14 protein-coding genes are annotated in these 14,209 nt (G+C 65.8%); 4 read left to right on the plus strand and 10 right to left on the minus strand.

Features of this window, described 5'->3' with window-relative positions; translation table 11 throughout:
* Positions 1–267 precede the first annotated feature (267 nt).
* A complete protein-coding gene (locus QX128_RS07120) occupies positions 268–606 on the minus strand; it encodes a hypothetical protein (protein WP_316183578.1) in 339 nt (112 codons plus the stop codon).
* A gap of 31 nt (positions 607–637) precedes the next feature.
* Here QX128_RS07120 and QX128_RS07125 point away from each other — a divergent pair, with 31 nt between their 5' ends.
* Complete coding sequence (locus tag QX128_RS07125) at positions 638–1,618, plus strand: RluA family pseudouridine synthase (protein ID WP_316237206.1); 981 nt, start codon at positions 638–640, stop codon at positions 1,616–1,618.
* Between the two features lie 219 nt (positions 1,619–1,837).
* On the plus strand, positions 1,838–2,737 hold the full coding sequence (rpoH, locus tag QX128_RS07130; protein WP_316186285.1) for an RNA polymerase sigma factor RpoH: 900 nt from the start codon (positions 1,838–1,840) through the stop codon (positions 2,735–2,737).
* A gap of 75 nt (positions 2,738–2,812) precedes the next feature.
* Here the strand turns inward: rpoH and QX128_RS07135 are convergent, their stop codons facing one another.
* Both QX128_RS07135 and QX128_RS07140 read right to left on the minus strand, forming a co-directional pair.
* The gene (locus QX128_RS07135; RefSeq protein WP_316237055.1) at positions 2,813–3,442 is read right to left on the minus strand and encodes a peptidoglycan recognition family protein; all 630 of its coding nucleotides are present in this window, start codon (positions 3,440–3,442) and stop codon (positions 2,813–2,815) included.
* A 21-nt stretch (positions 3,443–3,463) separates the two neighbouring features.
* Positions 3,464–4,699: a GGDEF domain-containing protein gene (locus tag QX128_RS07140; RefSeq protein WP_316237056.1), complete on the minus strand. Its 1,236-nt coding sequence runs from the start codon at positions 4,697–4,699 to the stop codon at positions 3,464–3,466.
* Positions 4,700–4,926: 227 nt separating this feature from the next.
* On the opposite strand from QX128_RS07140, the gene QX128_RS07145 reads away from it, so the two are divergent.
* On the plus strand, positions 4,927–5,154 hold the full coding sequence (locus QX128_RS07145) for a hypothetical protein (protein WP_316237057.1): 228 nt from the start codon (positions 4,927–4,929) through the stop codon (positions 5,152–5,154).
* A 138-nt stretch (positions 5,155–5,292) separates the two neighbouring features.
* Here QX128_RS07145 and QX128_RS07150 read toward each other — a convergent pair whose 3' ends face one another.
* On the minus strand, positions 5,293–5,682 hold the full coding sequence (locus tag QX128_RS07150; protein ID WP_315805471.1) for a response regulator: 390 nt from the start codon (positions 5,680–5,682) through the stop codon (positions 5,293–5,295).
* Positions 5,683–5,833: 151 nt separating this feature from the next.
* Here QX128_RS07150 and QX128_RS07155 point away from each other — a divergent pair, with 151 nt between their 5' ends.
* Complete coding sequence (locus QX128_RS07155) at positions 5,834–6,673, plus strand: SDR family NAD(P)-dependent oxidoreductase (protein WP_316237058.1); 840 nt, start codon at positions 5,834–5,836, stop codon at positions 6,671–6,673.
* Positions 6,674–6,774: 101 nt separating this feature from the next.
* On the opposite strand, the gene QX128_RS07160 is transcribed toward QX128_RS07155, so the two are convergent.
* The 6 genes from QX128_RS07160 to QX128_RS07185 all read right to left on the minus strand — a co-directional run bounded on the left by QX128_RS07160 (position 6,775) and on the right by QX128_RS07185 (position 14,175).
* Positions 6,775–8,742 carry a methyl-accepting chemotaxis protein gene (locus QX128_RS07160; RefSeq protein ID WP_316237059.1) on the minus strand — a complete coding sequence of 656 codons (1,968 nt, stop codon included), beginning with the start codon at positions 8,740–8,742 and terminating at the stop codon, positions 6,775–6,777.
* Positions 8,743–9,003: 261 nt separating this feature from the next.
* Positions 9,004–9,345, minus strand: coding sequence for a rhodanese-like domain-containing protein (locus QX128_RS07165; RefSeq protein ID WP_315805474.1), 342 nt, complete (start codon positions 9,343–9,345; stop codon positions 9,004–9,006).
* A gap of 49 nt (positions 9,346–9,394) precedes the next feature.
* On the minus strand, positions 9,395–9,952 hold the full coding sequence (locus QX128_RS07170; RefSeq protein ID WP_315805475.1) for a YeeE/YedE thiosulfate transporter family protein: 558 nt from the start codon (positions 9,950–9,952) through the stop codon (positions 9,395–9,397).
* A gap of 10 nt (positions 9,953–9,962) precedes the next feature.
* A complete protein-coding gene (locus tag QX128_RS07175; RefSeq protein ID WP_315805520.1) occupies positions 9,963–10,505 on the minus strand; it encodes a YeeE/YedE thiosulfate transporter family protein in 543 nt (180 codons plus the stop codon).
* Positions 10,506–10,977: 472 nt separating this feature from the next.
* Entirely contained in the window at positions 10,978–12,666 is a 1,689-nt protein-coding gene (locus tag QX128_RS07180; RefSeq protein ID WP_316183583.1) for a methyl-accepting chemotaxis protein, read from the minus strand.
* Between the two features lie 408 nt (positions 12,667–13,074).
* Positions 13,075–14,175, minus strand: a complete 1,101-nt coding sequence (locus tag QX128_RS07185) for a YeeE/YedE family protein (RefSeq protein WP_315805477.1) — start codon at positions 14,173–14,175, stop codon at positions 13,075–13,077.
* Positions 14,176–14,209: the final 34 nt, after the last annotated feature.

The following is a 14,209-nucleotide window of genomic DNA, read 5'->3' on the forward strand; positions in this document are numbered from 1 at the left end:
AGCATGGGATGGAAGCAGCCGGCCGCGATGGCGGTGGGCTCCCTCTCCCGCTTGCGGGGGAGGGTTGGGGTGGGGGCGCCGCGAGCACCGGTGCCAGTGGAGAGAGTTCCCCCACCCGCATCGCATCGAAGATGCGATGCGAGCTCTCAGAGCGAGCTCCGCTCGTCTCGCCCCGCAGGCGGGGGAGGCGCTGACTGCCCGCGGGCGGGGAGATGGGCCAAAGCCAAAAAGAAAGGGCCAAAATGATCAGGCGAAACCGCCCTGCCCCTACGGCTCCACCGCGAAGCGGAGGCGGCCGGTGGGTTTGAGGGTCTTGGCGTCGAAGGTGCGGATCTCGGTGGTGCCGCCGACATCCAGGGTGACCGCCAGGCGGTCGCCGGCGGTGCCGGTGGCGACGATGCGGGCGCCCTTGGGGAGCATGGCGGTGAGGTCCGGGCCCGAAGCTGTGCTTCCCTCGCCGCGGAAAAGGCGGTAGCCGATGGCGACCAGGAGCACGGCGATCGCGATCGAGGTGGTCACGCCCGCGATCATCATCATGCGCCGCAGCCGCGCCATCAGCTGGGCCTGCTCGGGCGAGGACGGCTCGGGCGCAACGGTAGAGTTCATGGACATCTCGACTTCACAATCCCACGGTCTGATGACGGTCACGGTCGCCGGCGACGAAGGCTCGCCGCGGCTCGATCGCGTGCTGGCAGCCAGGCTGCCGGAGCTGTCGCGGTCGCGGCTGAAGGCGCTGATCCTGGCCGGACAGGTGTCGCTCCGCGCGGAAGCGGTGCGGGACCCCGCTTATCACGTCACAGCCGGCGACACGATCACAATCGACGTGCCGGAGGCCGTCCCGGCGGAGCCCGCCGCCGAGGCGATCCCGCTGAAAATCATCTACGAGGACGACGACATCGTCGTCATCGACAAGCCGGCCGGCCTCGTCGTGCATCCCGCGGCCGGGCACGAGACCGGCACGCTGGTCAACGCGCTGATCGCGCATTGCGGCGCCAGTCTTTCCGGGATCGGCGGGGTGAAGCGCCCGGGCATCGTGCACCGGCTGGACAAGGACACCACCGGGCTGATGGTGGTGGCGAAGAACGACCACGCCCACGCCTCGCTCAGCGCGCAGTTCGCCGATCACGGCCGCACCGGCGCGATGGAGCGCGGCTATCTCGCCTTTGCCTGGGGCGTGCCGCACCGGCCGCATGGCACCATCAATGCGCCGATCGACCGGCATCCGCATGCCCGCGACAAGATGGCGGTGCGCGCAAAAGGCCGCGAGGCCATCACCCATTACGAGGTGCAGGAGAGTTTTACCGGCCGCGACGGCAAGCCGGTGGCGTCGCTGATCGCCTGCCATCTCGAGACCGGGCGCACCCACCAGATCCGCGTGCATCTCGCTCATCTCGGGCACCCGCTGATGGGCGATGCCGTCTATGGCCCGCATTTCAAGACCAAGGCCAACCAGCTCGCGCCGGGCGCGCGCGCGGCGCTCGAGGCGCTCGGACGGCAGGCGCTGCACGCCTATCTGCTGGTGATCGAGCACCCCCGGACGGGAGAAATAATGCGCTGGGAATCGGAGCTTCCGGAGGATCTTTCTCTTTTGGGGCGCGCCTTGCGAGCGGCGCTATGACGCAGGACCTTCAGAAAAACGCAAGCATGTCAAAAACTTAATGGAGCCACACGGGGTCGTGACACCCGGAATCCTTCCACCGGGGGGCGAAAATGGTGTATGTTGCGCCTGCGTCGAATGGTCGACGCATGGAACGTCGCAAACCGGCCGGCTTTAACCAAGCGACCGCTTTGCCTGGCCCGCCGCTATCGGGGGCCTGAACCAACTGGAGGGCGCTCGATGGCCCGCACAGCTACTCTGCCGGTTCTCAACGGAGAATCGGGACTTTCACGCTACCTCGCCGAGATCCGCAAGTTCCCGATGCTGGAACCGCAGGAGGAGTACATGCTCGCCAAGCGTTGGCGCGAGCATGACGACAGCGACGCAGCGCATAAACTCGTGACCAGCCACCTCAGGCTCGTGGCCAAGATCGCCATGGGCTATCGCGGCTACGGCCTGCCGATATCCGAAGTCGTTTCGGAAGGCAATGTCGGCCTGATGCAGGCGGTGAAAAGGTTCGAGCCCGAGAAGGGCTTTCGCCTCGCCACCTACGCCATGTGGTGGATCAAGGCGTCGATACAAGAGTACATTCTGAGATCGTGGTCGCTCGTGAAGATGGGCACCACCGCGAACCAGAAGAAGCTGTTCTTCAACCTGCGCAAGGCCAAGAGCCGCATCAACGCGCTGGATGAAGGCGATCTGCATCCGGATCAGGTCAAGCTGATCGCGAAGCGCCTCGGCGTGACCGCTCAGGACGTGGTCGACATGAACCGCCGCCTCGGCGGCGACGCCTCGCTGAACGCGCCGATCCGCGACGACGGCGAAGCGGGCGAATGGCAGGACTGGCTGGTCGACAATACGCCCAACCAGGAAGCCATCATGGCCGAGCACGAGGAATACGACCACCGGCGGCAGGCGCTGAACGGCGCGATCGGCGTGCTCAACGCGCGCGAGCGCCGCATCTTCGAGGCGCGGCGCCTGGCCGACGAGCCGATGACGCTCGAGGACCTGGCGGCCGAGTTCGGCGTGTCGCGCGAGCGCGTCCGCCAGATCGAGGTGCGCGCGTTCGAGAAGGTGCAGTCCGCCGTCAAGGGCGCCATCGCCAAGCAGGAGGCGGCGGCCCTGGAGGCCGCACACTAGACGCACGGCTTGCTTGAAGGTGGTCTTTGGATGCGATCGGAGCCGGCGGAGACGCCGGCTTCTTGTTAGGTGCAGTTAGTCGGGCGCGGCGCGGGCGAGCCCGGCGAGCGCACAGCCCTCGCAATAGCGCGCGTCCTTGTAGTCGATCCAGTTGTGCGCATAGATCCGCTCCCGCGGGATATTGTAGCGCAGCCGGAGCAGCTTCGAGAGGATGCGCCACGCGGCGATCTGGGCCTCGGTGGGCGGCGTGGTGACGTCGGGATAGTTGCCGGCAAACTCCACGCCGATGGAATTGTCGCGCACGACCTTGCGATAGGTCGGGCCGTTGTCGATATAGCGGTTGTCGTTGCGGTTGGCGCCGTCGCCATGCAGCGTCACCATCGTTTCCGGCACCGCCCAGTACACCGTGCCGTCGGTTTCCACCCAGATGGTGACGCCACGCCGTTTCGGGTTCTTGGCCTGCGCCAGCGCCCCCGCCCGCGCCGACCCGGCCGGCCCCTTGGTCTGGTGGACGATGATGTTGGTCCAGGGATGAGCCTGGTGCGGATCGCCCCACGGCGCCAGCCAGACGATTCTGAGCCCCGGGATCTCCGGCGTGCCGGATGATCGGGCCAGTGCGGCGAGCTCCTTGGCCGAGGCCGGCGGAGGGAGAAGATTGAAAAGCAGCGCGAGCGCTGCGCGGAGGGAGAACAGGACCGGCCTCATGGCCGGCCATGATAGCACCCGCTACCCGGCGGCGGCATCCTGGCGGCGCGGGTTTGCCACCAGCGGCTCGATCTGGTCCGGGGCGAGCGCCGGCGTCTCGTGGTCAGGAGTGACGACGGCATAGCGGTTCTTGCCGTCCTTCTTGGCGACATACAGCGCCTGGTCCGCCCGCGCCATCAGCCGGTCGGGGAATGCGCCGACATCCTCGGTCCATTCGGCGACGCCGATCGAGACCTCGATCGGGACCTCGGCGCCGGCACAGGCCTCGGCATCGTCGCGGCAGACCTGCAGGATGCGCCGCGCGATCATCGCGCCCTCGCGCAGCGAGGACGCCGGCAGCACGATGCAGAATTCGTCGCCGCCGGTGCGGGCCAGCATGTCGCCGGGGCGCAGCCGGGTCTGGGCCATCAGCGTGAAGTGCTGCAGGCAGGCATCGCCGGCGGCATGGCCATGGGTGTCGTTGATGATCTTGAAGCCGTCGAGGTCGATCACCAACAGCGCGAACGGCCGTCGCGAGCGCTCGGCGCGCGCGCACTCCTCGCTCAGGCGCTGCATCAGGTGACGGCGGTTGGCGACGCCGGTGAGATCGTCGAGCAGCGCGAGATCGGCGACCTCGTTGCGCAGCCGGTCCACCGCCATCAGCAGGAAGCCGAAATTGAGCGACATCGACAGGAAGATCAGCAGCAGCACCGCGGCGGCCTGGCCGCTGGTGGAGTGGCTGAAATTGAAATCGGCGCCGATGAACGCCCCGATCGACCGCGCAGCAAACACCGCGATGATCAGAACGGACAGCAGGCCGGCCAGCCGCGCTCCCGGATTGACGGGCCCGCGCCTCGCATCCAGCACCAGTCGCGCGATGATCGCCATGGGGACCGCCTGCCCGATCGAGTAGCACAGGATCCTCAGCGGACCGTGGTCGTATGCGTATTGGAAAAATGCGATCGACGCGCAGGTCATCGCGACGACGGTCAAGCTCAGCCGCCACGACGCCCTGTAGCCGTAGAAGCGCTCCACGCCCATCGCCGCGAGGCAGATCGCGAAGGTCATCAGCGAGCCGCCGGCCAGCAGCGGAACGAACGAGCCGAAATAGAATCGCGTCAGCGCGAATGTCGCCGCCGGCGCGCACATGAACGCAGATGCCGTCCAGTACCGCGCCGAATCCAGATTGGGATAGCTGCGCATCACGTAGGCCCAGATCAGGCCCAACGCGAGGAAATTGACCACGAAGGCGGTCCACAGCGTCGGAACGTTCAGCATCCCGACAGCAGGACGCCGCAGGCCCTGTCCTCGATGTTCAATAACGCCGCGCTCATGAGCTACCCTGTTGTTCGCGGCAACATGGGCGCGGCGCAGTTAACGGTTCCCCAAGGGCGCAACCAAGATTGCGCCTTGGTTTTGAATCAATGAAAACACTTTTTACGATCCGCTAACCTTGTCGGGACCCGAGCGCCAGCGGCGCAACTGGCCGGCGAATGCATCGAGCTGTGGATAAGCGCAACGGCGCTGGTGACGGCGTGAGGCAGAGCTTCGCGAATCTGCTGGGATCGACACCCGAGGCTGATGCATGGCTGGCGTGCGCCAGCAAGCCTCGAAGTCGCGTTGCAATCCATCAAACTCCTGACGAGGATTCCATGGCGAAGAAGGCGAAGAAGGCCGCAAAGGCCACCAAGAAAGCTGCGAAGAAGACCAAGAAGGCTGCCAAGAAGAAGTAGTTGCACTTCCCGGGTGGGAGCGCGGCTTCCACCCGGCTCTCAGTTGGCTCGACCGCTAGCCGATTCTACTACGTCTCCACCGGTCGGCGTTTGCCACGCATCACGCTTTGAGCAACGCTGGCGGCGCGAGACCTTGCCTCATCCGATATCGGGCGTGCGCTCGAGCGTCACCTCGGCCTCGCGCAGCACGTCCAGCGGCGCCCACGGCTTGCTCCAGAACTTCGTGCCGCCCGGCAGCGGCTGCGACAACGGGCGGCCAGACGTGACGACCACATTGATGTGGGGGTGACGCGCCTTGGCGACATGGGCAAGCTCGACCCCGTTCATGCGGCCCGCCAGATTGACGTCGGTCATCAGCAGCACGATGCGATGCCCCGGCTTGTTCAGGACGAGTTCGGCGGCCTCCGCGCTCTCACACGCGATCACGTCGTACTCGCTCTCTTCGAGCAGCAGCGTGATCATCTCGCGCTGCGCCAGATCGTCTTCCACGATCAGTGCGGTGGCGCGAAAAGGTTGCGACTGTCCCATGCAGGTCCTCCACGAATGTGTGCTCGTAAAGTAATGTGAGTTAAAAGCTGAACCGCCGGATGGTTCGGTTCCAATCAGAAAAAGTGGCAGAAAACCCAGCTGCAATTCAACCAGGCACGTGGAACCGGTCCATCAGGGGAGTGAAGCGACAATGACGATCATTCGAGGCGCAGCTGCCGCCGTGACAGGCGCAGCCAGCGGTATTGGCCGTGCGCTGGCGCAGGAGCTGGCGGCGCGCGGCTGCGATCTCGCACTTGCCGATCGCGATGAGGCGGGCCTCGCAAGCCTCGCCGCCGAGCTCACCGCAAGCGGCCGCAAGGTGACCACGCACCGGCTGGACGTCAGCGATGTGGCTGCGGTCACGCAGTTCGCCGAGGATGCGACCCGCGCGCATCCCGGCCTCAACATCGTCGTCAACAATGCCGGCGTGGCACTGTTCGGCAGCTTCGCCGAGATCGATCAGGCGGAGATGGACTGGCTGTTCAACATCAATTTCTGGGGCGTCGTGCACGGCACGCGCGCGTTCCTGCCGCATCTTTCGCGCCGGCGCGAAGCGCATGTCGTCAACCTGTCCTCGATCTTCGGCATCATCGCTCCGCCCGGCCAATCGGCCTACGCCGCGGCAAAGTTCGCGGTAAGGGGATTTTCCGAGAGCCTGCGTCACGAGCTCACAGCCGCCGGCAGTCTGGTGCGGCTGTCGGTCGTGCATCCCGGCGGGATCGCCACGGCGATTGCGCGCAATGCTCGCGCTGGCCACGGCATGACCGACAATGCGCGCCGCGTGCAGGCCATCGAGCGGTTCGAGCGGCTCGCCAGGACCAGCCCACGCGACGCCGCGTTGCGGATCATCCAGGGCATCGAGCGCAATGAGCCCCGCATCCTGATCGGCAGCGATGCCCGCTTCATGGATCTCCTGCAGCGGCTCATGCCGGGCACCTATTGGCGCGTGATGGCGAAGCGGCTCGAGAAGGCGGCCGCGAAGCAGGCGTGAGCCACGGGACAGGAGGCCCCGCCCCGGCTCGCGCCCGTGGCGGATACGCCGGAGCGATCGGCGTGTCGGCAACCTTGATACGTCAGCCGCCCAACGAGCGGTCAGGCCGCTCTGATATGGGCCAGGAACTGGTTGACCTCGCTGCGCAGCCGGGTCGACTGCTGCGCGAGTTCGCCGGCCGCCGACAGCACCTCGTTGGCGGCATGGCCGGTCTGCACGACGCCGGACGTGACGCCCGCGATGTTGCGCGTGACGTCCTGGGTCTTGCCGGCAACGACGTTCACACTGCCGGCGATCTCGCGGGTCGCCGCGTCCTGCTGCGCGATCGATGAGGCGATGATGGTCGAGATCTCATCGACCTCCTGGATCGTGGCGCAAATCATGCCGATGCTGTGGACGGCAGCGGCGGTTTCGGCCTGAACCGCGGCGATCTGAGCCCCGATCTCTTCCGTTGCCTTGGCCGTTTGGGTCGCCAGCGTCTTCACCTCGCTGGCGACGACGGCGAATCCCCTGCCCGACTCGCCGGCGCGCGCAGCCTCGATCGTCGCATTCAGCGCCAGCAGATTGGTCTGGCTGGCGATCTGGGTGATGAGCGCGACGACCTCGCCGATCTTGCCGGCCGCGAGGTTGAGCCGCTGCACCTTGTCGTTGGATTGCTGCCCTTCGTCCGCCGCCTTGCGAACCACGGACGACGCACGCTCGAGCGTCTTGCTGATCTCGTTCATCGAGGATGACAGCTCTTCGGCCGCCGAGGCAACGGTGTTGACATTGTCCGATGCGGAGCCGCACGCCTGCGATACCGTCAGGGCCTGCTGTTTCGACTGATCGATCGTCACCGACATCGAACGGGCGGTCGCCTCCATTTCGATGGCCGCAGCCGACACTGCGTCGACGACGCCGCGGACGCTGGCCTCGAAGCCATCGGCCACCTCCATCAGCATGCGGCGCCGGTCTTCCTCGGCACGAGCCTGGGCCTTCTCCTGCTCCGCCTGCAGATCCCTCATCCGGACGGCGTTGTCCCTGAAAATCGAAACGGCGCGTGCCATCTGTCCGACCTCGTCCTTGCGCCAGTCGGCCGGGACGCGAACGTCCAGGTTGCCGTCGGCGAGCTCGCGCATCGCGCTCGTCATCTGGACGATCGGGCGGGAGATGCTGCGCGCGATCAACAGCCCGGCGAGCGCGATCAGCACGAGGCCGGCCAGCGTCATCCCGATTGCCAACGCCCCGGCGCGATTGCGAGCCTGGATGAACTCGCTGTTGTCCATGACGATCTCGACCGCACCGATCGGCTTGCCGGAGAAATCCTTGATCGGGCCCAGCAACGCGACGACCGGAACACCTTTGAGCTGTCCTTGGCGCGACAGGAAGCCGCCGGCCGACGCCTCCCGATAGTCGCCGCTTGCGAAGAAGGAGGTATCCCCGATCGTCGTCGCGAACAGCTTGAAGCCGGTGTCGCCAGCCAGGCGGAACGCGACGTCGACACTGCGGCTGCGCTTGAACTCGTCGAAGAAGTTTTGGCCAAAGGTCAGGCCGAACTCGACCGAGCCCAGATGTTTGCCGGCGGAAACGATCGGTACGACGCCGCGGAGGCCGAGGCCGGCAACGCCGCCCTCCAGCCCGACGATCGGCTTGCGGTCGGTGTTGGCGGCCACCACCGTCTTGCGGAATCCCGACAGATCGTCGCCGAACTTGGCCGGCTGGTGCACCCGCAGGAAGGACATCGCCGGCGGCGTATGAAACTGAAACTGGTCGACACCGTAATCGGCCTTCAGGCTGGCCATGCCCGCACCGAACAGCCGCATCAAGGCGTCGCGGTCGTTCTGCGCCATGGCGTCCTGGACCGCCGGGATCTTGGCGACCACCGCGCTCATCGCTTCCGCGCGGGTCGACTCCAGCTGCAGGCGCGAATTGAAGGCGTCATATTGGGCGTGGAGTTCGCGCTCATTGGCGCGGTCGATGATGCCGCCGATGATCCACATGGCGACCAGCAGCACGAAGAGGGCCGTCGCTGCCGCACCGATCACCAGAGAAAGGGTGATCCGGGTTCTCAAGCCAACAAACTTCAACATGCGATCCTCGAACGTCGACTGGTGTCCGAGTATTGCAGCGCTGCAACTAATTATTCCTGAACGAGTCAGCCATTGTAGCGGACTAACAGCAAACTCTCGCGACGGGGCGGCGCGACGTTGCTAGCGAAACTCCCGTCCCCCGACTTGTTATTAACCTGCCGCAATCCCCGTTGATTGCAGACATGCCGACGTTCAACTTCGCATATCTTCGATCTCAGGCCATGACATCGCTGAATGTCGGGCTGGTCGGACAGTACGAGCCTACGCGACAGGGCCGCCCCGCGCCCGCCAGCCGCTCATGCCGCCGGCATAGTGGCGGATATCTTGCCGCCCGGCCGACAGCGCCCGCCGCAGGGCGGTGGCCGAGCGGCCGCCGGCCTGACAGATCAGAACCACCGGCTTGTCGTGCACGAGGTTGCCCGGGTCGAAACGCGACAGCGGGTGATTGACGGCGCCCGGGATGTGGCCGCCCTTGAACTCATGCGGCTCGCGCACGTCGACGATGACGCAGCTTCGCTGCTGATGCGCCCGCACCAGCTCATCATGCTCGATCGCCGGCACGCTGGTCGACCCCGTCAACCTGCTGAACAGTCCTGATAGCATGGGAGGAACCTCTCACTGTTTGACGTAGGGGCACTCGGGGCGACTCAGCCTAGCCCTGCGTCCGCTTCGCCTTGGCCTCGGACGCTTCGACCCAGAAGAAGAACGCACCTGCGCCGATCGCGAGCGCGGCGAACCAGACGCCATCCGGCACGCCGGTGATGTCGGGCAGCCGCACCTTGCCGAGCGCCCAAACATTCAGGACGTGGGCCTTCACCCAGTCGAAGCTCAGCGCGTAGAGGATCGCGCCGACGATCATGCCGAAAGCGCCGACTGCGGCATGCACGCTGCCGCTGGCGATGGCGCCGAGCGCGGTGCCCGGGCAGTAGCCGTAGACCACCATGCCGATGCCGAAAAGCGCCGCGCCGAGCGCGACCGCGAGCATGTTGGCGTCCTTGACGTAGTATTTGGTGTTGCCGGTGTCGACCAGCAGCAGCACGCCGATGCCGCCGACGACGATCGCGGTGCCCATCACCTTCAAGACGGTGAAGTCGCGCAGCCGGAACTGATTCTCGATCACGTTGCAGCTCGTGACCTTGCCCTGCTGTAGCAGATAGCCGAACACGGCGCCCATCAACAGCGGGCCGGCGATGCTCATCAGCGACGTCATGGCCCTTCTCCTACGCTTTGCGGAACATGAGGCGCGACACGAAAAGGCCGGTCGCGAACATCACGGCGAGGAACAGCCAGCTCGACAGCGCCAGTTGCAGACCGCCTGAAATGCCGTGTCCGCTGGTGCAGCCGCCGGCCAGACGCGCGCCATACATGATGACGATGCCGCCGAGAAACGCAGCGACGAAGCGCTTGAACACCGACGGACCAAAGCGCTCCCTCCAGACCTCCGGCACCAGCTCGAGGCGCCACGTGCCGGAGATGACCGCCGACAGGAATGCGCCGAGCGGAATGCCGACCAGAAACCAGACGCCATAGTCCCATTTCAGCGGCATCGACTTCCAATAGCTGTTGGCGGCGACGGCGTCGGATCCGATCACCGGCGCGGCGAACAGCGCCGCGATGCGCGAGAACGCCGTCGTCACGCCGAGCGGGTCGCCGAACCCGGCAAAGGCCACCCAGCTGAGGATGCCGATGCCGGCGCCGACCAGATAAGGCGACCAGTCGATCCCCCGGGACGTGCCCAGATCCTTGACCATGACGTCGTTCATCATTGCCACGACGGGTCCTCCTGCTGACGCGGCCCAGCGCCGCGACCGACGTACGCCACTATATGCATATATTCGAATTTATGCAATTATAATTCAGCGGGTGCCGATAGGTGACGATGCCGATAGGTGAAGAGGCGGGGCTCTGCGGCAGCGTGACCGTGAGGAAACAGCGGCACTGACGACTTCGGGAACGGCAGCCCCGCGCAAGCCGCGGCGGAGCTTGATCCGCCGCGGCCCCACGCGCTCTATTCATGTCGGCGCGGGCCTCGCAAGCCCATCGTCACCACGCGACTCGGTCGCGCAGCTTGCCGCGGCCGCAGGGAGAAGTCATCGAGATTGGGCTCGCAGGCCAACGCAGAAGCGATGGCCGGCGAGGGGTGGCCGGGGCCTGCGCACCTGTCCAGCACCCCCGACGCGGCCCGGCGAATGGCGGCGAGATCGGATCTCTGCGGCTCTCGGTCGCTGCGAGCTCCTAGGCGGCTCTCACGCCGGCGATGAACTTCTTCACTTCCATGCTCAGTCTGGCACTGTCGTCGGCCAGCGATTTCGCGGCGGACAGCACCTGGGACGCGGCGGTTCCGGTATCGACGGCGCCGCGCTGCACATCCGCAACGTTGGCCGAGACCTGCTGCGTTCCCGCCGCCGCGTGCTGGACGTTGCGCGAGATCTCCTGCGTCGCGGCGCCCTGCTGCTCCACGGCCGATGCGATCGTCGACGAAATCTCCTGCAATTTCTCGATGGTGATGCTGATGTCGCGGATGGCACCGACCGATTGCTGGGTGGCGGACTGGATGCCGGAGATCTGCTGGCCGATCTCGCCCGTGGCCTTCGCCGTCTGCTCGGCCAGCGCCTTGACCTCGGATGCGACCACCGCAAATCCGCGGCCGGCCTCGCCGGCGCGTGCGGCCTCGATCGTTGCATTCAGCGCGAGCAGATTGGTCTGTCCGGCAATCGTATTGATCAGCTCGACGACGTCGCCGATGCGGGCAGCGGACTTCGAAAGCTCGCTGACCTGTTCATTGGTCTTGCGGGCCTGTGCCACCGCCTCATTGGCCATCCGGGCGGAATCCTGGACTTGCCTGCTGATCTCGTTGACGGACGCGGAGAGCTCCTCGGTCGCAGATGCCACCGACTGCACATTGGTGCAGGCTTCCTCGGAAGCCGCGGTGACGGACGTGGCGAGGTTCTGGGCTCGGCTCGCCGTGTTGCTGAGCCCGCCGGCGTGACCCTCCAGAGTGCTCGATGCCGTGGACACGGTGTCGACGATCTCGCCGACCACGGCCTCGAAGCGGCCAGTGATCTCGTCGAGCCGCCGGCTGCGTTCCAGTTTCACCTCCGCCTCTTTCGAAGCGATGTCGTCGGCCTGCTTCTTCGCAATCAGGGCGGTCTTGAAGACCTCCAGGGCGTCGGCCATCATGCCTACTTCGGTCTTCTGGCCGCGATAGGGGATCTCCATCGCCAGGTTGCCCTCACCGAGCGCCTGCATCGGCCTGATGATGGAAGCGATGCACCGGGAAATGTCGCGAACGAACCAGCTTCCGATGCCGATGCCGGCGAGAACGGCAAGGACGATGACCGTCGACATCAATTCAAACGCCTCCGCATAGCCATCCGCGGCGATCCTGGTTTCGGCGTCGGCGCCACGATTGTTGAGGTCAATCAGCTTTCGAAGAAATTCGTCCGACTGATTGGCGACGCTCCGGACCGTCTTGTTGAACAGATCGCTCGCCTGCTTGGTCGTATTGCCGTTCCCTGCGCGCAGCACCTCGAGCACACCATCGGCAGCCTTGACGTATTGCTCCCAGCCCCGCGACCAGCTCTCGAACAGGCTGCGCTCCTCGGCCGACGAGATCATCGCCTCATAGGAGCGGCGCGCCGTCGCGATGACGACGAGCGTTGCCTTCATGTTGCGGTCGAGATTGTCCTTCTCCTCAGTCGTATCAGCCGTCATGTAGGCCCGGAGCTGCGCCCGATTGAGGTTGATCGCCGAACGCAACTCGCCGAGCACGCGCACGCTTGGCAGCCAGTTCTTGGCGATCATTTCGGTATGCGTATTGATCGTCTGCATGCCGCGGACGGCCAGCAATCCGACGATGGACATCGCCACCAGCAGCAGCGCAATGACGGCCGCCATCTTTGCTCGAATGGAGAGTTGCGACATCTCGCGTGCCTTTCGTCGTCCCAGCGATTCGTATCGGTCCGCCGCATGATTGCGCCGTCCCCCGCGCGACGGTAACACCCGACCTTCGCAAATTGGTTAACATGCGGGATCTCCAGAATGGGATCTACCAACGTGATGTTCGGGCGTGATGGTCCGAATGCCGTGTTCGGCGCGCATCTCCTGTAGCCAACCGCGGACTACGCGATCTGCGCGCCGGCGTGACGACGCAAAGACGCGTGTCTTCAGGTTCGATCCGATCTGATCAGACAGTATTTTTCGTCAGAGGCTGGAAGTGCGCCGACACACCAGGCATCGACGAGCCTGTGACCGGAGATTCATGAATGCTGCTCTTTGACGCTGCATTTGCAATGCCGCTCGGCAGAGGCAGGCTCGCGTCCGCAGGATGCCTCAAGAAGGCATGGCGGAGGGCGACTGAACCGGGCTCTGCGCCGGCTTGGTGGCGAACAGCCAGCGGTCGACGACAAAATCGGTGACGGCCGCACCCAACCACATGCCACCGAGCACGATCCACGCTGTGAGCGCGAACACCGATGCCCCGGTCACGCCGGCGCCAACGGCGCAGCCGCCCGCCAGCATCGCGCCGAATCCCATCAGGACGGCGCCGATCATGTAACGGCGCATGCCGCGCCCATCCGAGAAGCCTTCGAGATTGAGTTCGCGCGCCAGCGCGGCCGCAACGAACGAGCCGATGAACACACCCGGAATGATGCCGAGATCGAAGCCCGGCTTCAGTTGCGGGCTGGCGAGCACCTGCATCAGCAGCTCCGCCGAAGGACCGCTGAATGTCAGGCTCTTCAGCGGCACCGGCGAGAACGAGGCTTGGCCGAGCTGATAGGTGAGGAGCCAGCCCCCGGCGACCGCCGCGCCCGCGGCCACCGCCGAGCGCAGGATCTTCGGGCCAACCTGAAACTTCGACACGGCGGCGAGCCCGGCCAGGAACCACAGCATGCCGAAGCCGAGCTTCTCGGGCGTACCGCCGCCGAACAGGCTCATGATGTCGCGCGACGGTCCGCCGTCGACGAGCCAAAGATTGGTGAGCCACTCGCGTGCCGGCGCGAGCAGGCCGCGATAGGCGGACTGCGCCGTCACCGCGAAGATGAGGCCGGACAGCAGCGCCCGCAGATTGCCGTTGGCCGAGAGCACCAGCAGACGGCTGGCACAGCCTCTCGCCAGGATCATGCCGCAGCCGAACAGCGTGCCGCCGATCATCGCGCCGGAAATGCTGCCCTGCTGCGCCAGCTGGCGCGCTTCGGAGACGTCGAGCAGGCCCATTGCCACCAGCGCCTGGGTGCCCAGCAGCGCCGAGGCGAAGGTGAGGAGCCACACCGCCAGCCGCGGACCGCCCTGCCCGCGCGCGAACTCGATCGTGGCCGCCCGGAGGCAGAAGCGGCTGCGCTGGGCGAAGAAGCCGAACGCGCCGCCGGCCGCGAGCCCGCACAGCAGCGACACCAGCTCCTCGCCCAGAAGATCGATCAATGCGGTGAGCACAGGCGCTCCCGTCGTTCAGGCCGGCCGCTCAACC

Source organism: Bradyrhizobium sp. SZCCHNR1015 (genome assembly GCF_032489875.1).
Taxonomy (GTDB): domain Bacteria; phylum Pseudomonadota; class Alphaproteobacteria; order Rhizobiales; family Xanthobacteraceae; genus Bradyrhizobium.

Bases quoted from the DNA above. Each gene is read 5' to 3' on its own strand.
- QX128_RS07180 (WP_316183583.1), bottom strand. From the start codon at position 12,666: ATGTCGCAACTCTCCATTCGAGCAAAGATGGCGGCCGTCATTGCGCTG.
- rpoH (WP_316186285.1), top strand. From the start codon at position 1,838: ATGGCCCGCACAGCTACTCTGCCGGTTCTCAACGGAGAATCGGGACTT.
- QX128_RS07150 (WP_315805471.1), bottom strand. From the start codon at position 5,682: ATGGGACAGTCGCAACCTTTTCGCGCCACCGCACTGATCGTGGAAGAC.
- QX128_RS07140 (WP_316237056.1), bottom strand. From the start codon at position 4,699: ATGCTGAACGTTCCGACGCTGTGGACCGCCTTCGTGGTCAATTTCCTC.
- QX128_RS07120 (WP_316183578.1), bottom strand. From the start codon at position 606: ATGAACTCTACCGTTGCGCCCGAGCCGTCCTCGCCCGAGCAGGCCCAG.
- QX128_RS07165 (WP_315805474.1), bottom strand. From the start codon at position 9,345: ATGCTATCAGGACTGTTCAGCAGGTTGACGGGGTCGACCAGCGTGCCG.
- QX128_RS07175 (WP_315805520.1), bottom strand. From the start codon at position 10,505: ATGAACGACGTCATGGTCAAGGATCTGGGCACGTCCCGGGGGATCGAC.
- QX128_RS07160 (WP_316237059.1), bottom strand. From the start codon at position 8,742: ATGTTGAAGTTTGTTGGCTTGAGAACCCGGATCACCCTTTCTCTGGTG.
- QX128_RS07170 (WP_315805475.1), bottom strand. From the start codon at position 9,952: ATGACGTCGCTGATGAGCATCGCCGGCCCGCTGTTGATGGGCGCCGTG.
- QX128_RS07135 (WP_316237055.1), bottom strand. From the start codon at position 3,442: ATGAGGCCGGTCCTGTTCTCCCTCCGCGCAGCGCTCGCGCTGCTTTTC.
- QX128_RS07125 (WP_316237206.1), top strand. From the start codon at position 638: ATGACGGTCACGGTCGCCGGCGACGAAGGCTCGCCGCGGCTCGATCGC.
- QX128_RS07155 (WP_316237058.1), top strand. From the start codon at position 5,834: ATGACGATCATTCGAGGCGCAGCTGCCGCCGTGACAGGCGCAGCCAGC.